This is a genomic window from Streptomyces sp. NPDC023723, assembly GCF_040639815.1.
Taxonomy (GTDB): Bacteria; Actinomycetota; Actinomycetes; order Streptomycetales; family Streptomycetaceae; genus Streptomyces.
In genome coordinates this window covers 463,042-483,352 of the sequence record NZ_JBFAAP010000001.1, presented here as the reverse complement: position 1 = coordinate 483,352, position 20,311 = coordinate 463,042, and the positions used below count along the sequence as shown (strand labels likewise).

The following is a 20,311-nucleotide window of genomic DNA, read 5'->3' as shown; positions in this document are numbered from 1 at the left end:
CACCGACGGTAGATCTATACATAGAGACAGAGCAAGCTGATCACGTAAACTGACACCGAACGAGTCGCGCCCGTGGGCGCATTGAGGCGAGGAGCAGTCGAAAGCTGTGAGGCGTGAATCAACTGCCCATCAGGCGCGTCTGGCGACTGAGCTGCGCAGACTCCGAGAGGCGGCGGGTCTCAGTGCGCGCCAGGCAGCCGCACTGCTTGGAGTGAGCCCTGCTCAGATCACCCACATCGAGTCGGCGCTCGCGGGAGTGAGCGAAAAGCGGCTTCGTCGGCTCGCTGCCCACTACTCCTGCACGGACGAGACCTTTGTCAATGCGCTTGTCCTCATGGCGACAGACCGCACACGGGGCTGGTGGGAGGAGTACCGGGGCTTGCTGCCCACGTCGTTCCTGGATCTCTCCGAGCTGGACCATCACGCCACGTTCCGGAAGGACGTAGCCGTCCTGTTCGTACCGGGGCTGTTGCAGACGGAGGGGTACGCCAGGGCGGTCTTCTCCAACAGGATTCCGGAGCTGCCGACGGAAGAACGCGAACTGCGTGTACGTCATCGACTGGCTCGGCGCGTGATCATCGAAGCGCCGGCGCCCATCCCGTACGAGGCGGTGATCCACGAGTCGGCACTACGCATCAGGGTCAGCGACCGGGCCGCCTCGAAGGCTCAACTGGCTTACCTGCTCGCGGCCTCCGAAGCGGAGCACATCACCCTACGAGTCATCCCCTTCGACCTGGACGGCTTTGCCAGAGCATCAAGCTCCATGACATACGTGGGTGGCCCCCTGCCCAGGTTGGACACAGTGGTGCGCGACGCCCCTCACGGCTCCGTATTCATCGACTCCGAAGCCCAACTGGCCGCCTACCGGACGCGCTTTCGTAAGGTGGAGGAAGCATCGCTCGCACCCGACCGGTCGCGTGACTTGATCCACAAGCTGGCGAAGGAACTGTGATGGCCCCCGAGACCGACCGTGGCACCTGGCGGAAGTCGTCGTACTCCGGTGAAGGCGACGGCAACGATTGCGTCGAAATCTCACAAGCCCCCACCCGCGTAGCGATACGCGACTCAAAGGCCCCGACTGCCCACCCCCTCACCTTCCCGGCCGCCGCCTTCACTGCCTTCGTCAGGTCACTCAAGTCCTGAGCATCCTCGCCCTCGCATCAGCCGGGCTGGACCGTGAGCGGCATCAGTTCACCGTCGCCCCACCGCACCGCGATGGCCGTACGCGGATCCACGCCCGCGACGGCGTACGCTGTGGCAGGTCCGCGAGGAACCGTGTTGTCAGGACCGTTCGGGGTGTCGACACAGGGCGGGAACACCGCGGTACCGAGGGCAGCGCCCACGGTGAAGTCAGCGCCGGCCGCATCCGTGTAGGTCCGGCCTCCGTACGTGACCGTGATCGCGCAGGAGCCCGCCGCTTCTCCACCGCCGCCCGACACCGTGCAGGCGGCGGCCAGCACGGCCACGGCAGTGATGGTCAGGGGGACTGTCAGGATGCGTTGACTCATCGGCGGGGCTCCTCGTTACGTCGGGTCGGTTCATGACCACGACGCGGCGCGGGGCGAGAACGTTCAATCGCGCATGGGCTCAACGCAGCTCTCGATGAAGCGCCGGACGCGAGCTTGATGATCGGGGACCCACCCCTCTTCCAGGGCGATCGGGGCGCGGACGATCACCATGCAGGTGGACTCGTCCTCCACGAGAACCTCGGAGCAGTCCCGTTCACCTTCGAGGTGAACGCTCACCGCGGGGCCGCGATCCGTCCGCATCCAGGTGACATCTCGCCCCAGCGACAGCGCTTCCAGCGCCTGACCCCAAGCTTCGAGTATCGGCCGGGAAAGAGCCGCACCAACTCCACCGGGAACACGCTGTCACCTCCATGACGTACCAGTGTCGCGTTGCCGCTGACGCGCCAACGAGGACGCGCGAGCTGACAGCCGCGGCTCTCCGTCCGGCATGACATCCAGAACCACGGCCTCAAGCACTTCGCCCTCGGCCGGAAAGTCGGGCGGCGCCGGATGCTGAGCACTATCGCTCAGCATCATGAAGTCGATGAAAGCCGGTACGTCTGTCTCGGGGTCGACGACTCTCACCTCGACGCCAAAGCGCCCTCGATGTCCCGTGACCACACAACGCACGATCTGTGAGTGACGAAGGGCGCGAAACTTCATCACTTGATTCCCGTCCCGCTCGGAGCCACGCCTGACCGGAAATCTTCGACTCGCCTTGCGTCCGCGTCCGTGAACTCAAGGATATCCAAAGCGGTTTCGCTGTCTCTAGTCGTCGCTTCCTTATAGATCAGCCATATCCCCTCCCTGACGGCGGATCGACAGTCCATCTCCAAGTCAGGCAGTCCAGCCTCCACCTCAGTAGAGTGGGACTCTCCTGTAACGAGGTACCAGAGCATGTTCAGGAAATGAGTCCTGGCGTACTGCGGCAGGTCCTCCGTCAGAGCCGCGAGCATAACTGGCACGGCGTGTGGTGCCACTTGGAACAGCATGGCCTCCCGCTCCAAGTGACCGTCCAGCGTGTGCCCGATGGTCTCTTCCAGGGTCCTGGCCTCGATGAGGGTGACCAGCGAGGACACGATGTGCGCACCGGTCTGCCCACACCCGCATCGAAGCGAGGCCCAGTCGTGTCGCCCCAACTCGATAACCCAAGCCCTCGTCCTGTCTGCGACATGCACGGAATCTCCAAGATATTTATGTCAGGTCAGCGCGGGAGTCGCAGCAGAAGGGCAGTCGGCTCTTTGGACACTCGTGCGTGTAACGCTCGGCCGAGGAACGCACCGCGCAGGCCGCCGAGACCAGCTCGACATCCGCGTACCCACCGCCATCGAGCATCGCAGCGGCCATACCGAGCGGAACGACGAAGTCGGCCTGGGCCTCCGTCAGCATCGTCTCGACCGAGCCTGAATCATTGGGCAGCACCAGGTCCAGGATCCGACGCGGCGTCTGCGCCAGTGCCGGCAGGTCCGTCTCCCGGAAGATGCCTGCCCTGTCGTCGTACTCCGCGAACCCGACTCGATTGATCCGCGGCAATTCAGCGTTCATACCGTGCCGCATCGGGGCATCGACACCGCGTCACTTTCTGTCGCTGTACGCCTCGACCTGTTCCGCCATCTCCTCCAGGGCCTGCGCCCCAATGACATGTTCCAGGGAGTCACCCACGAATTCACGGGCGCGAGCCAGCCGTGCGGGAAGCTTGTACTCCACTACATAGTTGACGAGCGTCAGGGGGTCCTCTCCCGCTCCGATTCGCGACAAGACCCGGTCCAGAGACACCACATACTCCTCCAAGTCGCGAAACAAGTCGGACATTCCCGTCAGTTCTACTGGCACAACCTGAGTCACGCCTGTCACCTTCCTACTTGGATTCGGCACCCCTGGACCGCGCATTGACTCCGACGCATCGGAGACCAGGCACGGCACACTCAGCTCGACGGAATATCTGCGATCGTCACTTGTCCATCCATCAGGCACTCGATGAGAACGGAACCATCGAGCGGATAGATCCAGAAGTGCGGACCCGCGTCAAGGATCTCCCGCGCATACCGCACAACCACGTCCACACTCAGCGTGACGGTCGGCAGCGCCAGGTTGCCCCAGAAGAGGGCGACGCGAGATCCATCCCGTGCATACCGAGGGAGCAGTTCCGCCGCCATCCTCGCCCAGTCTTCCTCGTCACCCCACCAGAGGCGGTCCTCGTACGAGGCAGATTTCCAGTCGAGCGCCGCGCTGAAAGTGGGAGGAAATCTGTTGAGACTTACCGCTTCCAACTGCCGACTCTCGGCAAGACTCAACTTCACCACTCCGTAGGCGTCGCCACCGTCCGGATTATTCATGAAGTCCGGGAGGTAATCCGGCCGAGTTCCGTAAAAGTTGTCTGTCATTTCGGTAAATGGGCGCCTTCCCGGTCACCGCCTTCTCCGCGGTCACGTCAGTCGTCCTGGACCATGAGGAGCGCAATGTCGCCCTCGTCCCATCGCACCGCGATCGCTGTCCGCGACTTCAAGCCCTCTGCAGCGTACGCCGGGTCGACTCATGTCCCGCAGTGTCCTCACAGTGCCGCTCCGGTATGAATTCCCTAACAAAGTCACTCATTTTCGCCCCCATGCCACAGTTGGATCTATCTCAATCCGGATGAGAAGGTAACAATGGGGCCATCTTCAGTATCAATAACCCGAACCTCGAAATGCCGATGAGGGAATTCGGCAGACAGTGCGGCACTCCACGTTTTCGCGACACATTCAGCGAAGTACCTCTGCGCCCGCCACTCCTCTTCACCGTCACCCGGATCGACAATCTGCCAGACTCGTAGTTGATTCAGTGTCGCCTCAATTTTCGGCATGTCACCGGAGAGGCTTTCGCGCCAGGCCGCAAAGTTCGATTCTTCGTATACCCGATCCCAAAGCACACATCCCTCCACTTCAACAAAACGAGGCCAGAAGATCCGAGAAAATGCCACCACCATTCCCATATCGCCACGACTTTTCACATAATCCAGATAATCAACATCCCCTCCCCATTCCTGGACCCACGCTCTAATTCCAGGGTAATCCGTCGGGTCAATCACAGATGACTCCTCGCGTCACTTACGTAGGGAATGGTCATTTCGGCCACCCAGAGAGATGCAGATGCCCCGCACAACTGGAGTTCAAATACCTCAGGCGCCCGCCATGATATTGCGAGCGCCTGAGGTGGTGCACTTCTATCAGCATTCAATTTCGACTGTACCTACCGACAGCCGCACAGCTCATCGTCGGGACGCAGAGGGCGCGGCATTTTTGCCCAGTTGCGAAACACCTGTCCCGTTTTTAGATTGGTGTGCTTCTCCATGCCGAGAATATGCGGGGCCGGTATGCCGGCATGCGGCGCCGAATCAGGGTCGATGTCCGCACGTTGGGAGATTGCACCCTCCTCATCATACCGCGCATACGCAGTAACCGTCCCATCCTCCTTCTGACGGAAGAGCGTCTCCCCGGGGTTAGCAGTCTTGGGGAAGCGTCCGCTGACGTGCCGTGCACCCGCAAGGCTCAATCCGCCTGTATCGCAGTTGTGCACCAGAACCGGCGCAGCCCCCGCCGCCACGAAGAACGTGTGCGCCCGGTCGACCGTCAGGTTATGGACCGTCGCGCCCTGGGTCCACGCTCGTACCGCTGTCACCTCGACCTTCGCGCCCGAGCCCGTGCTCAGCCACTGGCCCGGCTTCAGGTCGCCGGCGTCCAGCCATTCCTTCAGATCGGGGACCCAGAAGGGGCGGCCCTCCGTGGCCGTGGCCGTGGTGAACCGCTGTCGCGTCGCCCGCGGCGCCGTCCGTGTCGATCGTCAGGGCAACCAGGTGCATCTCGCCCTGCCGGTGATGGTGCCGGTGACCTTCTCGGACGAGGTCCGGTGGGCCGGGAGTCTCACCGCCTGCCTTCTTGGCGGCTCTGGCGGCGACGTCTTCGCCTACGCCCCGAGCACATCCATCAGGTGATCGTCCAGTTCGGCCGCCCAGTCCTCACGCCGCCAAGGTCTGAGCTGCTGCCGCGCCCGCCGCAACCGGAGCGCGGGCACCCGGCCTCCGGTGCCGACAGCCGCGGCCACACGCTCATGGAGGATAGTCAACTCCCTGGTCGCCATGACCACCGACCGAGCGCGCGGCTGGTGGGAGGAGTTGGCTTTATCCACGAGAACGGACAGCAAATGTTCACCACTTCGGGAGGCACCACTACCTGGTGCTGTTCGATTGCGCAGCTCCGGAGTGTGAGCACCGGCGTCGTCTGGCAGTCGGCTAGAAGAGACCGGCTTGCATGTGGTGCGTGAGGTTGTCGAGGATCTCGCGCAGCAGCGGACTGCGGACCGCCGGCAATCGGACCAGGGTGTGCTGGAAGGTTCCCGGGTCGGCTCGGAACAGGTGGTGGGGGCGTGGCGGGGGCGGGTCGTCGCGCAGTACGCCGTCGGGCATGGTTCCCGAGGTGGGGAGGTAGAGGTGTGGTTCGGGGAAGGCCATCCACATCCATATCCCGAACGGCAGTGGCACCGGGCGTGCAGATGTGTCCGGGCCGGCCGGGCTCCAGAGTTCCCCTGTCTGCGGGTGGGTTGGCACGAGGATCATGTCGGCGTCCGGACCGGGGGCGGACAGCTCCGGACCGGCCAGGACGGCACGTCGCGCTGGCTGGTCCGCGGGCAGCAGGGCGTCGAGGGCGCGTTGGAACACTTCCGTGATCAGGCCGGGCGGGACCGTCACCGGTCGGCCGTCGGAAGCTGCCAGGAGGTGGGCCAGGGCCCGACCGGCTGCCGCTTCCCACTGTGGGCTCCATGACCACCAGTGGTCCAGCCCGCGGAGCGAGCCCCATCTGCTGACCGGCTCCATCGGGGGCGTGGCTACCGCCTCCTCCAGCAGTTCCTCCCAGGAGAGGATTGCGGTGTCGGAGTCGGTGTCGTCGACGGGGAGGCGGTGCACGGCGTCCGGCGCGAGCCAGACCGCCTGCCAGAGTGAGCAGTCGTCGATCCGGCTCGCCACCGGCAGGCCGCACGCCTCGCAGGCCATGTTGGGGCCGTCACCCCAGTCGAGGCCGCAGCAGTAGCCGCCGGCTTCGTGCGGGATGAGCACGGTGCCGCGGGTATCCCCGGGGGCGATGACGACGGTGCCGGGTGCGCTGTCGGACAAGGCGTAGAGCGGAGCGTAGATACCGCGGGCCGCCGCCTCGGCCGGGTCGAATTCCTCCCACCTCCGCCACGGCGGCCCCCAGGGCTCCGGTTCCACGGCGAATGTGCCCGACTCCATGAGCACCGGGAGCTGGATCCCGTTCCCATACTTCTGATGGGCATGAACCGGCAGCGCGACCGGGGACAGCGGGATGGTCAGCTCGGCGCCACATCCCGCGCACACGAAAACGAACAAATGTCCTCCGTGAAGAAAGCAGGGGGCATCGTCGCAGCTCTGTGGCGGACCTTCCACGTGTTTTCTCATCTGCGGCGCGGGACTGTGCACCGCCACGGTGTGTAACGCACCGTTCGAATCCCCGACGTGCCAAGTGCCTCCCGAAGTGGTGAACATTTGCTGTCCGTTCTCGTGGACAAAGCCAAGGAGTACCGAGGCCTGCTGCCCACACCTTTCCTCGACCTCGCCGAACTGGAGCACAACGCCGCGTTCCAGCGCGAAGTCGCGGTTCTGTGCGTACCCGGCCTGTTGCAGACGTAGGAATACGCTCGCGCCATCTTCTCGTCACGGGTGCCTGAACTGACGCCCGCGGAACTCGAACTACGTGTGCAGCACCGCTTGAGGCGCCAGCGCATCACCAGCCCGTACGAGTTGGTGATTCACGAGGCTGCCTTGCGCATCAGAGTCGGTGACCGCGCCGCTTCCCGGGCGCAGCTCACCACACTGTTGCAGCTCTCCGAGGCTGATCGCATCACCGTGCGCGTCATCCCCTTCGACCTGGACGGATTCACCCGAGCCACCAGCGCCATGACGTACGTGGGCGGGCCCGTCCCCAAGCTGGACACAGTGGTACGTGACGTGCCTCACGGCTCGGCCTTCATCGACCGCGAGGCACAACTGGGCGTGGTCCGAACTCGCTTCCGTAAGGTGGAAGCCGTATCGATGAGCCCCGAACGGTCACGCGACTTCATCAACCGGCTGGCGAAAGAGTTGTGAGGAACGGCATGGACAACTGGCGCAAGTCGTCCTACTCAGGCCCGGATGACGGCAACGCCTGCGTGGAGATAGCCAACTCCCCCACCCACGTGGCGATACGCGACACGAAGACGGCCCCGACCGCCCGCATCCTCACCTTCCCGGTCGCCGCGTTCATTACCTTCGTCAGGTCACTCAAGTCCTAGCCTCGAAGTTTCGTGACAGGCCACGAAACTTCGAGGCTAGTCTCCCAGGAACCAGAGGTAGAGATGTGACCCATTCTCCACCCGGAGACAGAGCTGCTCGATCTCCGCCACCGCATCAGGCCCGAGGGTTTCCCTGACAGACTGGTCGAGAATCTCACGCCGAAGCCTTGCCGCCTGCCGTGCATTGAACATCGTGTCCGCGTACGGAAGCAGACTCCCAAGGAAGGGAAACTTCTCCTCATCGATATGCTGGAAAGTTTCCATCCAATCCAGCCCACGCGTTCCGCGCAGCACGATCTCACCGCTCTCCGTCCGCACCTGAGCATTGATCATCAGTCACCGCCTCTCGTCAGTTCGGGTGAACGCTCTCGACCGCGCCGTCCCGCACCCATACCGCAACCGAGTACAGATCGTTCCCGTCCGCGTCATAGCCGATCGGATGACGGCTTTTGATGTCGAGAACGTGCCGGTGGGCGGAACCAGTACCCAGGTTCATGTTGTCCATCGGCTTTCTCATCGCCAGCTTGGACCAGTTCCGAATGTGTTCCGGCTTGACCCAGTCTTCGAATTTCGACTTCTCCGCCCACTTCCAGGCGTCCGCGTGATTGGCGTCATGCCTCGGAAGGACGTGATCGTTCATCACCTTAGGTGAGACGGCGCCGGACCCACAGTTGTGCACCAGAACCGGCGCAGCCCCCGCCGCCACGAAGAACGTGTGCGCCCGGTCGACCGTCAGGTTGTGGACCGTCGCGCCCTGGGTCCAGGCCCGTACCGCTGTCAGTTCGACCTTCGTGCCCGAGCCCGTGCTCAGCCACTGGCCCGGCTTCAGGTCGCCGGCGTCCAGCCATTCGTTCAGGTCGGGGACCCAGAAGGGGTGGCCCTCCGTGGCGGTCAGGACGGCTGTCGCGTCGCCGGCCGGGCCGTCCGTGTCGATGGTCAGGGCGACCAGGTGCTTCTCGCCCTTGCCGGTGATCGTGGCGGTGACCTTCTCCGACGATACGGACTCGCCTGTCGTCGGGTCGGTGGCCTTGACCGAGTCGCCTACGTCCACGTCCTCGATGGGTTTGCGGCTGCCGTCGGCCATCACCACCTTGGTGCCTTCGACGAAGCTGTTGGCCGAGGCCGCGACCCCCGCGACGTCCACGGCGCAGGACGTGTACTCCACCGCTGTGTCCAGCTTGTCGGCGGCTTCAGCGATCTTGTCGCCGTACTTCGCCGCCTTGGCCGCCATCCGGCCCGCCTTGGCCGCGCGGACCACGCCCGCTCCCGCGCCGCCCGCCAGCGCGCCGGCCACCGTGGCCGCCGCCCAGGCGCACGCCTCCATGTCGCCCTTGGTCAGGCAGTCCTTGAAGTCGTTGAAGCCGGAGGCCTCGGCCGCGATCTCCAGGCCCGCCTTCAGGCCGTCCCGGATGTAGGGGGCGGCGGCGCGGGCGAACTCCGTGGCGGCCTGGACCGCGCTGGAGACGGTCTCCACGACCTCGCCGGCCGCCGCGACCACCGCGTCCCGCAGGTCGGTGGCCGCCTGGGCCGCGTCCGCGATGACGTTGCGGGCGGTGTCGACGATCTGGGCGGGGAGGTTGGCCGCTGCGGAGACGATGTCCTTGGTCACCGAGATCAGGGGTTTCACCGCCGCCGCTATCTCCGGGAGCGGGCTGTGCTGGATCGCGTAACTTACCGCCGCCTTCGCCTTCTTGGTGATGGCCTTCGCGCGGGCCACCGCGGCGCGTTTCGCCGCCGCCGCCTTCTCGCGGGCCCACGCGGCCGCCGATTTCGCCGCCGAGGTCGCCTTGCTCGTCACCCAGCTGACCGCCGAGGACACCTTCTGCACGGCCCAGCTGACGGCCGACCTGGCCTTGTTGTAGACCCAGCTGGCCGCCCTGCTGATGGCCCGGCCGACCGCCTTCACCGCGGAGACCGCGACCCGCCATGCCTTCTTGACGACCGACTTGACCTTGCTGGCCACCTTCTTGACGCCGCTCTTGATGGCGCTGCCGACCTTCTTCACCCCGGAGGCGACCTTCTTGCACCAGCCGCAGCTGGGCCAGTGGCCGTCGGCGTCGACGTAGTCGAGTGGTGCGCCGGCGCCGTAGGTGTAGCGGTTGGCGAGGATGGAGGCGCCGCCCGCGTAGTCCACCGAGTCGCGGGAGTCGAAGGTGCCGGTGCCGGAGTCGTACCAGCGGGCGCCCATGTTCACCTGGTCGGTGTCGGGGTCGGTGTAGTCGCCCTGGTAGCCGAGTTCGCCCGCCACTCCGGAGCCGGTGTCCTCGGACTCCACCTCCTCGCCGAACGGGCTGTACGTGGTGGAGTCGGTCAGCTCCGTCAGGTCGGCGTCGGTGGCGTCGAAGTCGCCGACCACGTCGCCGTGCGAGTCGGTCAGGATCAGTTGCGCGGTGCCGTTCTCCGAGACCGACATCAGCTCGTCCATCGGGCCGCGGCCGTAGGAGGAGGTGCCGTCGCTGACCGGGTCGGGGCTGAGGCCCGCGTAGGTGAAGTCGGTGCCGTTGCGGGAGTCGACGCGGTCCAGGGAGTCGTAGGAGTACGACACGTCGCCGGCTTGGAGCAGGCGGTCGAAGGCGTCGAAGGCGAAGTCCTCGGTCAGGCCGGAGCTGGTGCGGGAGGACAGGGTGCCGCGTTCGGAGTAGGTGTAGGTGTAGTCGCCGTCGGACTGGACGCGGTTGCGTTCGTCGTAGACGGCGGTCTTGTCGCCCTCCTGGGTGCGGTTGCCGGAGTCGTCCCAGGCGTAGGCGGTGGTGTCGTCGCCGTTGGTCCAGGAGGTGAGGCGGCCGGCCTGGTCGTAGTCGTAGGTGTTGTCGGCCGCGTTGCTGCCGGTGACCTTCTTCGAGGTCAGGTGGTCGTTGTCGTCGTAGCCGTAGTCGATGGCGGTGACGGCCCGGCCGGTGCTGTTGGTGAGGGTGTCGGTGTCGATGCGGCCCAGGTCGTCGTAGCCGTAGCTGCGGCTCTGGCCGGCGCCGTAGGAGACCTGGCGGAGGGTGCCGGAGGTGTCGTAGGCGTAGCTCTGGGACGTTCCGGTCAGGGAGTCGTTCGCCGTGGTCAGCTGCTGCTTGGTGTAGGTGAACTGGGAGGTGCCGGCGGCGTCGGTGCGGCTGGTGAGCAGGCCGTCGTCGTCGTAGGTGTAGCTCGCCTCGCCGGACGGGCCCTTGGCCTCCAGCAGCAGGCCGCGGTCGTCGTAGGTGTAGGTGTTGTCGCCGTCGGGGGTGGCGGCGGAGGTGAGGCGGCCGGCCGCGTCGTAGCCGTAGGAGCGGTCGGCGGTGGCGGTCTCGGCGCCGGTGCCGGTCTCCTTGACCAGTTGGCCGGTGTTGTCGTAGACCCGGTTCTGGGTGACGCCGCCGGGGGCGGTGGCGCGTACCGCCTGGCCGGCCGCGTCGTAGGCGGTGGTCCAGGTGCGGTCGGCGGCGTCCGGGTCGGCGTCGGTGGCCGGCTCGATGACCGACTCGGCGAGGCCGAGGGTGTTGAAGGTGTAGATGGTGGAGTTGGAGCGGCCGTCGGTGTAGCGGGTGCGGTTGCCCGCCGCGTCGTAGCCGAACGACGTGGTGATGGAGTCGGTGTCGGTGACCGGCTCGGTCTGCTTGGTCAGGCGGCCCAGCGCGTCGTAGGCGTAGCTGGTGGTGTGGCCGAGCGGGTCGGTCGACCCCACCAGGTTGCCGGCGTCGTCGTAGTCGTAGTCGATGGTGCGCAGGGCGTTGCTGTTCGGGGCCAGGTCGGACTCGGAGACGAGGCGGCCCGCCTGGTCGTAGAGGAGCGACGAGGTGCGGCCGAGGCCGTCGGAGCGGCGGACCTCGCGGCCGGCCAGGTCGTAGCCGAAGTCGGTGAACGAGCCGCTGGGTTCGGTCAGGCGGGTGACCTGGCCGAGGCTGTCGTAGGTGAACGTGGTCTTCGCGCCGCTGGGGTCGGTCTGCGCGGTGACGTTGCCCGCGTCGTCGTAGGAGTAGGCGGTGGTGAACGCGTCCTCGGTCGGCTTGCGTTCGATCTGCGTCTGGGTGACCGGGCGGTCCAGGTCGTCGTAGGTGGTCTCGGCGCGGGCGCCGGTCGGGCCGGTGACGGAGAGGACCTCGCCGGTGCGGGTGTAGGTGTACTTCCACTGGGCGCGGTCGTCGCCGGTGCCGGTGGGCTCGTCGCGGGTGGTGACCCGGTTCAGCCGGTCGTAGCTGTAGCGGGTGACCTGGTCGAGCGGGTCGGTGGCCTCGGTGACGTTGCCGAGCGCGTCGTAGCGGTACTGGGTGGTGGGGGTGAGAGGCGTGCTGGTGCCGGGCGCGGTGTACGCGGCCGACGAGGCGCTGGTCTGCCGTCCCAGCCGGTCGTACTCGGCGTGGCTGACGTTGCCCAGCGGGTCCTGGGTGGAGGTGGCGGCGCCGTAGGTGTCGTAGCCGACGATGGACAGTGCGCGGGTGCTCTGCGCGGTGCCGCCGTTCTGCTCGGCGTCGGCGGCGGGCGCCAGCGTGGAGATCTGCCGGCCCAGCGCGTCGTAGGCGTAGTCGGTGACGTTCCCGGCCGGGTCGGTCACGGACTTCGTCAGCCCGCGCTGGTCGTAGGCGTACACCGTGGTCAGCGTCTCGGTGCCGTTGGTGACGATCTCCCGGGTGGCGTTGCCCGCGGTGTCGTACTTGTAGTCGACCTGCTCGGGGGTGGCGCTCACCGGCCACGGCACGTGGGACGGGTTGCCGCTGTTCTTCGTCGTGAGGACGTTGCCGGCCTGGTCGTAGGTGTAGCTGGTGGAGCGGGCCAGGCCGTCCGGGTCGGTCACGGTGGAGGCGACCCGGCCGACGGGGTCGTAGGCCGTCTTGGTGACGGTCTGCCCGTTGTCGGTGGTCTCCTTGGTGACGTTGCCGGCGCCGTCGTACTCGTTGGCCTCCACCACGATGTCGCGGGTGGTGCCGTCGGCGTTGTGGAAGCCCTTCAGGGTGATCGACTTGACCAGGTCGTCGCCGTAGTACTGGTACTCCAGGGTGCGGCCCATGGCGTCGGTGTGCTGGGCGAGGCGGCCGGCCATGTCGTAGGCGTAGGACTGCATGACCAGGTCCTCGCCGGAGCCGTCGGCGCCGTCGGGGTCGCCGTCCCAGTCGACCAGGCGCACCTCGGCGATCATGTTGCGGGCGGTGTAGGCGTACTCGAAGCGGTTGCCGTTGCCGTCGACCATGAAGGTCTGGTTGCCGAACGGGTCGTAGCCGTAGGAGGTCTCGTTGCCCTCGGCGTCGGTGACGCGGACCGGGCGGCCGTGGTCGTCGAGTTCGTACGTCATCGCGCGCGGCAGGTCGGCGCCGACGATGTCGTCGATCTCGGTGGCCGTCACCACGCCGTCCGGGTCGTACGTGGTCGTGGTGCGCTGCTGGTGCTGGGCGCCGGTGACGGCGTCGCCGACCCCCGGGTCCGTGGAGGACACCAGCCGGGACAGCTTGTCGTACTGGTAGGTGGTGGTGACGCCGGCGGGCTGGCTGTCGGAGATCTCGGTCTCGCTGAGCCGGCGGCCGATGGCGTCGTAGGTGTAGCGGGTGATCAGGCCGGACGGCTCGGTGACCTCGGCGATGTCGCCGCTGTTGAAGTAGGCGTAGCGGGTAATGGCGCCGCGCGGGTCGGTGCTGGTCTTCAGCAGGCCGGTGGGGGTGTTGCCGCCGTCCCGGGCCGGTTCCACACCGGTGGTGTAGGTGTTGAGGACCGAGCCGCTGTCCGGGTTCTTCTGGGTGAGCAGATTGCCGTTGGTGTCGTACTTGTACGTCGTCAGGTAGCGGTTGTCGGTGGCGCTGGTGGAGCGGGCGTCGCGGGTCTCGGTGGGCAGGTCGATCCGCAGGTCCAGCTCGTCCAGGCCGGCCGGGTAGGTGGTGTACGAGGTGTGGCAGTCGCCCTTGGCCCGGCAGGTGGTCTGGCTGTTGACGTTGCCCCGGTCGTCGTAGCCGAGGGTGACGGTGTCGCCGGTCTCGCTGGTGGTGACGGTCTGGTAGCCGCGGTCGTCGTAGGTGTAGCTGCGGATGGCGACGCCGTCGACGGGGTGCCGGATGAAGTCGGGGCTGCCGTCGTCGTTGCCCGGCGGGGTGGTGCAGAACATCGGGTCGCCGGGGTCCGGGTCCGTGCAGACCTCGGTGGGCGCGGAGGTGGACGGGGACGGCGAGGGGGTCTCGTCGTACTGGCGGGTGCCCAGGCCCAGCGGTTCGCCGTAGCGCAGCAGTTGCGAGGTCATGCCGTCGTACTCGTAGAAGTACGGCTGGTCGACCGGGTCGTGCACCTCGACGGTGCGGCGCAGGTCGTCCGCGTCGCCGAAGACGGCGGGGGCGCCCAGCTCCCAGGTGCCGCCGTTCGCGTCGGTGTACTCGCTGACCCGGTCGCGGGCGGTGTCGTAGGCGACCTCGGCGGCGGTGCGGCCGCTGGGCAGCACCGTCTTCACGAGGGAGTCGGCGGCCTTGGTGCCCAGGGCGTAGTGGGTGGCGACCGCCTGGGAGCCCAGCGGGTGGTGGTAGACGGCGGCCTCGTCGATGGAGCCCGCGAAGGAGCGGGCCTGGGCGGTGCCCCAGCCGGGCCAGCTCGCCGGGGAGCTGGTGCGGGCCGCGCCGATCTGGTTGTAGGTGAGGTTCTGTGCCGCGAGCTGGCCGCCGGCCAGGGTGGCGGCCTGCTTGCCGTCCAGGTAGAGGGTCTGGGTGGAGCCGGAGACGGAGAGCGCGGCGTGGTGCCACTTGCCGTCGTTGACGTTGACGCTGGTGGCGGTCATCGGGTGGGCGGTGCCGTCCCAGAACTGGCCGCGCAGCTTGCCGTCGGTGCCGACGTACAGGGTGGGCACGCCGGTGCCGGGGGCGGTGCCCCACGCCTTGTCCTGGTAGCCGAGCAGTGGTCCGCCGACGCCGCTGGCGATGGTCTTGAACCACACCTCGACGGCCGCGTCCCGGCTCGCCTTCAGGGTGCCGCCGGGCAGCGTGACGCGGGAGGTGGTGCCGTTGAAGGTGGCGGCGGTGGAGGGGTCGCCGGTGGCGGCGCCCGCGGTGCCGAGGGTGACGTCGGTGTAGGTGCCGCGGTCCTTGCCGAGGTTGACCTCGATGGCGCTGCCGGCCGTCGTGCCCTCCTCCTCGCCGAACCGCCAGTAGGACTCGGGACGGGAGTCGCGCACCCCGGCCGCGTAGTGGCTGCCGGCGGTGTAGGTGTAGGCGGTGCAGCCGGCCGCGGGGTCGCAGACCTGGTCCAGGACGTCACCGGTGTAGGTGTACGTCCAGGCCAGCGGGGCGCCGTCGACGGCGTTGGTGGCGACCCGGGTGACGTGGCTGCCGGTCCAGGTGAAGGTCAGGGAGCGCTTGCTGCGCGGGTTCTCGGCCTTGGCGAGCTTGCCGCCCGAGTAGGTGTAGTTGACGACGTTGGAGGTCGCGTCGGTGATCTTGACGAGCAGGCCGGTGCTGCTGAAGGAGTACGTCGTCCCCGACTTGTCCTGGAGCGTCCAGGTGCCGGCGGTGGTGTCCTGGGCGAGCTTGGCGAACCGGCCGGGCGGCGGTGCGTAGCTGCCGTCGGGGTTCTTGCCGAAGCGGACGTCCCGGCCGTCGGGGTAACGGATGACGACGTTGCCGGTGCCGTCGTTGTCGGGGGTGAGCCGGATGTCGTAGCGGGTGGTCCAGCCGGTGCCGAAGGCCAGGTCGCGGCGCGGGTCGAGGCTGTTGTAGGTGCGTACGAGCGTCATGTCGGGGCCGACGCCGGCCAGGGAGGCGTCGATCGCCGAGGTCGCGTAGTTGCCGACCTGCGGATCGAACTCGAGGTCCTGGCCCTCGCTCAGCCGGGAGGTGATCTCCGGCTGCGGCACCGAGGTGAGCATGGCGATCTGCGCGGTGGGCACCTCGTTGCTCGCGTCCTTGGCGAAGCCGCGCCACAGGTACGTCTTGTTCCAGGACAGCCGGCCGGCCGGGACGGAGTAGGCGGGGCTGGACTGGTAGGCGGAGGTGACGCAGTTGACCGGCTTGTCGTCGTCGCCCTGCTCGCAGACCTCGAACTTGTACTGGAGGGTCTGCCCGGCGGGCGCGTCGATGTCGACGGCGCTGGCCCACAGCTGCGGGCTGAGGGTCTGCGCCTGGTAGCCGTTGGGCGGGTACTGCTCCTGCACCACGGGCGCGATGTCGAAGACCTGGAGGGAGAGCCGGCCGGGCGCGACCTGTTCGTCGGTGAAGACCGGGCCGCCGGACTTCACCATGGAGAAGTCCAGCATGTACGCGCCCGGCGGCAGCGCCTTGATGGTGGCGGTGAAGGTGGTCTTGGCGCCGTGGGCGACGTTGGTGGTCAGGTTGGCGGCGCGCTGCTGGGTGACCAGCTTGCCGTCCTTGTCGTAGGCCCGGTAGGCCAGGTAGTACCCGCCGGGCGTCCAGGTCTGCGCGCCCTTGTTGGTGACGGCGACCTTGACCTGGCCGGCCTGGTTCTGCAGGACCGGCGGGTCGGGGACCGGCTGGGTGAAGGAGTAGCTCGCGTTGTAGGGCGAGTGGGTGACGTACAGCTTGGGCGGGTTGGCGGTGCCGGTGCCGGCGAACTTCTTCCAGCCCAGCGAGTCGGTGGCCGACGCGCGCACCGACAGGCCGTAGTTGGCCTGGGTGCCGTCGACCCAGCGCTGCACCAGGTCGCGGCCGGACTTGCCGAGGTCGAACAGCTCGGAGGCGGCGGGGCAGGCGGACTTCGACTTGCCGGTGGCTATGTAGCCGTAGGCGAAGGACTTGGCGGCGAGGCTGCCGCCGACCGCGGGGCCGGGGTAGCTGAGGCCGGTGCCCGCGGACCAGGACTCGGTGACCGGGTGGACGGTGACCGGGCGGGCCTTGCAGGAGGGGGCGTCGTAGTTGGTCAGCTGGAGCTGGGCACCGAAGATCTTGTGGTACTTCAGCTCCTCGTCCAGCGAGGGGAAGCCGAGGTAGGTGGCGGTCGCACCGTCGGCGCCCTTGCCGGCCTGGAGTTCGCTGGTGCCGACGACGGAGGCGCCGCCGTCCTTGACGTAGACGCTGGTCTCGGCGGACGAGGTGTCCACGGAGGGGTCGACCATGACCGGGAAGACCCGCTCCGGGTCGCGCAGCCAGTTGGCGTCGACGCCGATCCGCAGCGTCTGGCCGCCGCCGGCCCGCTCGACGAGGTCGTAGGTCACGTCCTCGGAGCGGGCGGGGGCGCCCTGCTCGCCGCTGTGTCCGGAGTCCTCCATGAAGCCGGCCGGGATGACGCCGGCGACGCGGCCCTCGGCGTCGGTCAGCTCGACGGCGCCGGCCACGATCCGGGCCGTCAGCCCGTCCAGGGCGAGCGGGAAGTCGAAGGTGGTCGGGGCGTCGGCCGAGTTCAGGACGAGGGTTTCCTTGACGCCGCCGGCCTGGGAGTCGAGACGCAGATCGGTGTCCGCGAGGACGCCCTCATAGGTGACGGTGCTGCCCGCGGCGCGGCCCTGGACCGCGGCCGCGCCGCTCAGTCCGTACGACAGGCTCTGACCGCCGGACAGTTCGACGGTGGCCAGGCGGGCGGCGTCGGCCCGCTGGTCGACGCGGACGCCGACCGCGTCGGCGGTGTTGCGCCAGCCGTCGCCGTCCGCGCGCAGCGCCGGGTCGATGGGCTGCCAGGCACCGGCTGCGTCCCGGTAGTTGACAGGGGTCGGGGAGACCTCGGTGGTGCGGGTGCCGTCCTCGTTGGCGTAGGTGCGGCTGAACCCGTCGCGTTCGGCGGGCAGTTCCTTGCTGCGGGCGGCGTCGAAGCCGGTCACCCCGGGGGCCGGCGCGGTGACGGCCGCGGCCTTGTTGCGGGCCTGCTTCCCGGCCGCGGCGAGGCTCTGCTTGGCGTTCTTGAGCGGGTACTTGGACCGCAGGCTCTGCGGTACCTCGGTGTTGGTGTCGTTCTCGCCGACCAGGTGGTCCTTGCCGTCGGCGGACGCCCAGCGCTGGTCCGGTGCCGAGCGGCCCTCGGGGTCCCCGGGGAACAGCGGGATGCCGGTGCCGGACAGCTCCAGTGAGCTGACCGCGATCAGCGACGCCAGGACGATGCCGAGGGCCATGCCCCAGCGGCTGCGGCACAGCCGGCGGGCCAGCAGTCGTCGGGCGACGCTCCGGAAGCCAGGCACAGTTCCCCCTCAGGACCACACGCGGGTCATTAATCGACTTGTGGATCCTGAGAGTTGAGTGAAGATCTTGTCCAGGGGCGCACCGACTGTCCATCTGATTGTCATGTACACCAGCCGGCTGTTCACCCTCCCGCCACTGCCGCGTTAACCCAACGCCGCCTACCGTCCCCCTGCCGGGGGGTGCGCGATCATGTCGGCTCGCTGCCTTCCTGCCTGGGATCACCGCACTGAGCTGGGAGGACATCGATGAAGCCGTCATCCGGCGCCCGCTGCGGCCCGTGCCCAGCCACGTTGACGCCGCCGGCCGCCGTCCTTCTCATCGTCTTCACATGAACGACGACCTGAGCCACGCCACCCCCGTTCGCCCGCCGTCCCGCCGCCCGGTGCCGCGGGACGGCCGGACCCCACCGAGTCACAGTCCGGAAGGATGCAGATGAGACCCCTGCCCCGTGGACGGTTCAGCCGCCGGGTGATCGCCATCACCACCGCGGTCGCCGCGCTGCCCGTCGCCATGACCACCGCCGCGGGCAGCGCCCAGGCCGCGGACGAGATCACCTGCACGTCGACCGGCGCCCTCTACTCGGTCACCACCGAGGGAAGCCTGCTGCGGCGCAACGTCAGCGACCCGGCCGGCGCGACCGGCACGCTGCCCGAGTCGAGCACCATCGACACCGGCTGGGACCAGTACCCGCGCGTGCTGACCGCCAACGGAGCGACCTTCTACGGCATCAAGTCGGACGGCCTGTACTTCAGCCACCGCGACTCGTCGACCTCCACCTGGGACGTCCACCACCGCAAGATCAGCGAGTCCTACGCCAGCTACCGCCTGGACGCCAACCGCAACAAGATCACCGCGGACCGGGGCGGCAACCTCTGGTTCGTCGACGGCGACGGCGACCTGCGCTACGCGCACTACACCAGCTCCAGCAACACCTTCACCGCGGACAGCAACAAGAAGATCGCCTCGGGCTGGGGGCGTTACAGCTTCATCGTCGCCACCGAACTGGGCGTGGTCTACGGCGTGGACTCGACGACCGGCAACCTGACCCGCTCGCGCTACGACTTCACCAGCCAGCGGTGGATCGAGCAGCACCGCACGGTCAGCTGGGCGGACTGGCGCGACACCGAGGACCTGACGTCCTTCGGCGGCGACACCATCCTGCGGGTCAAGCCCAACGGAGAGGTGCGCCAGTACCGCTTCCGGGAGGACGCGAACAACTTCGACCCCTACAACGTGCTGCTCGGCAGCGGCACCTGGTGGTCGGGCTACACCAGCGTGACCGCCGCCCCGGACTCCTGCCGGCTGGCCGCGAACCACACCCCGGCCAGCCCGGCGGTCAGCGCCGAGTCCTTCACGCCGAACAGCGTGCTGCAACCGGCCAGTGGTGAGATCGAGTACGCCTACACCGACAACATCGGGCGCCTGGTGCACGGCCGGCAGACCGACCCGTCGGACTTCAACTCCGTGCAGTGGACCACCATCTCCGGCAACGACGCCTTCTCCGGTCAGCCGCAGCTCGCCGAGCAGCCGGACGGCCGGACCGCGCTGACCGCGCAGAACGTCAACAGCGAGATCTGGTGGCGGCGGCACGCCGCGAGCAGCCCGGACTGGGGCGACTGGGTCAACCTGGCCGGCGCGATGGCCGAGCACCCGGTCACCGCCAAGACGGCCGACGGGGTCCTCGCCCAGTTCGCGGTGGACGCCGACGGCAAGCCCTGGTACCGGATCCAGCAGCGGGCCAACGTCGACTTCATGGGCTGGCTGCCGCTGACCGGCGAGGGCTTCACCGGACCGCTCACCGCCGTCACCGTCCGCAACGGCATCCAGCTCTTCGGCACCGACACGAACGGCACCCTGCGCACCGCCACCTTCACCAACGGCAGTGTCGGCACCTGGACCACCCTCGGCGACCGGACCATCACCGGCACCCCGTCCGTGATCGTCTACCCCGGCTACCGCCTCGGCGTCTTCGCCCGCGACACCACCGGCCACATCATCAGCCTCACCCAGACCACCGAAGGCACCACCTTCCCCGCCGCGTGGACCCAGGTCGGCGACAACACCTTCGCCGGCTCACCCTCCGCCGTCATCAGCCCCCTGACCGGCATCACCGAAATCGTCGCCCGCGCCGACGACGGCTACACCTACAACACCGGCGAACAAACCCAGGGCTCCGGCACCTGGCGCACCTGGCAGCAACTCGACTGGGACACCGCCGCAACCGACCCCACCGCCTTCCTCTACACCAACACCAACGGCCCCACCTGGGCCTACACCTTCCGCACCAGCAGCAACCAGACCCGCGTCTACGAAGCCGGCGCCAGCACCCTCGCCGCCCGCTCCACCACCACGGCCAAACCCGCCCCCACCTTCACCCCGCACGAACTCCCCGCACCACCCACCGAGTAACCACGCCGGGCGGCACAC

At 67.8% G+C, this 20,311-nt stretch carries 15 protein-coding genes and 2 pseudogenes; 6 read left to right on the top strand and 11 right to left on the bottom strand.

From position 1 onward, the window contains the following. The first annotated feature begins 106 nt into the window (after window positions 1-106). On the top strand, window positions 107-952 hold the full coding sequence (locus AB0G32_RS02310) for a helix-turn-helix transcriptional regulator (RefSeq protein ID WP_361156904.1): 846 nt from the start codon (window positions 107-109) through the stop codon (window positions 950-952). Then, the gene (locus tag AB0G32_RS02305) at window positions 952-1,143 is read left to right on the top strand and encodes a DUF397 domain-containing protein (protein WP_361156902.1); all 192 of its coding nucleotides are present in this window, start codon (window positions 952-954) and stop codon (window positions 1,141-1,143) included. Before AB0G32_RS02310 ends, AB0G32_RS02305 begins: the two co-directional genes overlap by 1 nt. A gap of 17 nt (window positions 1,144-1,160) precedes the next feature. Here AB0G32_RS02305 and AB0G32_RS02300 read toward each other — a convergent pair whose 3' ends face one another. The 8 genes and pseudogenes from AB0G32_RS02300 to AB0G32_RS02265 all read right to left on the bottom strand — a co-directional run bounded on the left by AB0G32_RS02300 (window position 1,161) and on the right by AB0G32_RS02265 (window position 5,228). Beyond that, complete coding sequence (locus AB0G32_RS02300; RefSeq protein WP_361156900.1) at window positions 1,161-1,508, bottom strand: DUF6281 family protein; 348 nt, start codon at window positions 1,506-1,508, stop codon at window positions 1,161-1,163. 63 nt (window positions 1,509-1,571) lie between these two features. Continuing rightward, window positions 1,572-1,853: pseudogene (locus AB0G32_RS02295) on the bottom strand (DUF5959 family protein); the annotation flags it as partial. A gap of 317 nt (window positions 1,854-2,170) precedes the next feature. After that, the gene (locus AB0G32_RS02290; RefSeq protein WP_361156897.1) at window positions 2,171-2,587 is read right to left on the bottom strand and encodes a hypothetical protein; all 417 of its coding nucleotides are present in this window, start codon (window positions 2,585-2,587) and stop codon (window positions 2,171-2,173) included. 115 nt (window positions 2,588-2,702) lie between these two features. Further along, window positions 2,703-3,053 (bottom strand): hypothetical protein, encoded by a 351-nt coding sequence (locus AB0G32_RS02285; RefSeq protein ID WP_361156895.1) that lies wholly within the window; start codon window positions 3,051-3,053, stop codon window positions 2,703-2,705. A gap of 30 nt (window positions 3,054-3,083) precedes the next feature. Further along, window positions 3,084-3,353, bottom strand: a complete 270-nt coding sequence (locus AB0G32_RS02280) for a hypothetical protein (RefSeq protein WP_361156892.1) — start codon at window positions 3,351-3,353, stop codon at window positions 3,084-3,086. Between the two features lie 80 nt (window positions 3,354-3,433). Beyond that, on the bottom strand, window positions 3,434-3,892 hold the full coding sequence (locus tag AB0G32_RS02275) for a hypothetical protein (RefSeq protein ID WP_361156890.1): 459 nt from the start codon (window positions 3,890-3,892) through the stop codon (window positions 3,434-3,436). A 236-nt stretch (window positions 3,893-4,128) separates the two neighbouring features. Continuing rightward, on the bottom strand, window positions 4,129-4,575 hold the full coding sequence (locus AB0G32_RS02270) for a hypothetical protein (RefSeq protein ID WP_361156888.1): 447 nt from the start codon (window positions 4,573-4,575) through the stop codon (window positions 4,129-4,131). Window positions 4,576-4,736: 161 nt separating this feature from the next. Continuing rightward, window positions 4,737-5,228 (bottom strand): polymorphic toxin type 24 domain-containing protein, encoded by a 492-nt coding sequence (locus tag AB0G32_RS02265; protein WP_361157165.1) that lies wholly within the window; start codon window positions 5,226-5,228, stop codon window positions 4,737-4,739. 40 nt (window positions 5,229-5,268) lie between these two features. Here AB0G32_RS02265 and AB0G32_RS02260 point away from each other — a divergent pair, with 40 nt between their 5' ends. Next, window positions 5,269-5,478 (top strand): hypothetical protein, encoded by a 210-nt coding sequence (locus AB0G32_RS02260; protein WP_361156886.1) that lies wholly within the window; start codon window positions 5,269-5,271, stop codon window positions 5,476-5,478. A 297-nt stretch (window positions 5,479-5,775) separates the two neighbouring features. Here the strand turns inward: AB0G32_RS02260 and AB0G32_RS02255 are convergent, their stop codons facing one another. Beyond that, window positions 5,776-6,888, bottom strand: coding sequence for a hypothetical protein (locus tag AB0G32_RS02255; RefSeq protein WP_361156883.1), 1,113 nt, complete (start codon window positions 6,886-6,888; stop codon window positions 5,776-5,778). 183 nt (window positions 6,889-7,071) lie between these two features. Here AB0G32_RS02255 and AB0G32_RS02250 point away from each other — a divergent pair. Both AB0G32_RS02250 and AB0G32_RS02245 read left to right on the top strand, forming a co-directional pair. Further along, window positions 7,072-7,644 (top strand): annotated as a pseudogene (locus AB0G32_RS02250) (DUF5753 domain-containing protein); the annotation flags it as partial. Between the two features lie 8 nt (window positions 7,645-7,652). Continuing rightward, window positions 7,653-7,829 carry a DUF397 domain-containing protein gene (locus AB0G32_RS02245; protein ID WP_361156881.1) on the top strand — a complete coding sequence of 59 codons (177 nt, stop codon included), beginning with the start codon at window positions 7,653-7,655 and terminating at the stop codon, window positions 7,827-7,829. A 36-nt stretch (window positions 7,830-7,865) separates the two neighbouring features. Here the strand turns inward: AB0G32_RS02245 and AB0G32_RS02240 are convergent, their stop codons facing one another. Both AB0G32_RS02240 and AB0G32_RS02235 read right to left on the bottom strand, forming a co-directional pair. Next, window positions 7,866-8,162, bottom strand: coding sequence for a hypothetical protein (locus AB0G32_RS02240; RefSeq protein WP_361156880.1), 297 nt, complete (start codon window positions 8,160-8,162; stop codon window positions 7,866-7,868). 16 nt (window positions 8,163-8,178) lie between these two features. Further along, entirely contained in the window at window positions 8,179-17,883 is a 9,705-nt protein-coding gene (locus AB0G32_RS02235) for a LamG-like jellyroll fold domain-containing protein (protein ID WP_361156877.1), read from the bottom strand. 433 nt (window positions 17,884-18,316) lie between these two features. Here AB0G32_RS02235 and AB0G32_RS02230 point away from each other — a divergent pair, with 433 nt between their 5' ends. After that, window positions 18,317-20,293 (top strand): tachylectin-related carbohydrate-binding protein, encoded by a 1,977-nt coding sequence (locus AB0G32_RS02230; RefSeq protein ID WP_361156875.1) that lies wholly within the window; start codon window positions 18,317-18,319, stop codon window positions 20,291-20,293. Window positions 20,294-20,311: the final 18 nt, after the last annotated feature.

Coding starts and splice junctions, on each gene's coding strand:
- AB0G32_RS02305 (WP_361156902.1), top strand. CDS start 952: ATGGCCCCCGAGACCGACCGTGGCACCTGGCGGAAGTCGTCGTACTCC.
- AB0G32_RS02300 (WP_361156900.1), bottom strand. CDS start 1,508: ATGAGTCAACGCATCCTGACAGTCCCCCTGACCATCACTGCCGTGGCC.
- AB0G32_RS02285 (WP_361156895.1), bottom strand. CDS start 3,053: ATGAACGCTGAATTGCCGCGGATCAATCGAGTCGGGTTCGCGGAGTAC.
- AB0G32_RS02275 (WP_361156890.1), bottom strand. CDS start 3,892: ATGACAGACAACTTTTACGGAACTCGGCCGGATTACCTCCCGGACTTC.
- AB0G32_RS02245 (WP_361156881.1), top strand. CDS start 7,653: ATGGACAACTGGCGCAAGTCGTCCTACTCAGGCCCGGATGACGGCAAC.
- AB0G32_RS02240 (WP_361156880.1), bottom strand. CDS start 8,162: ATGATCAATGCTCAGGTGCGGACGGAGAGCGGTGAGATCGTGCTGCGC.
- AB0G32_RS02230 (WP_361156875.1), top strand. CDS start 18,317: ATGAGACCCCTGCCCCGTGGACGGTTCAGCCGCCGGGTGATCGCCATC.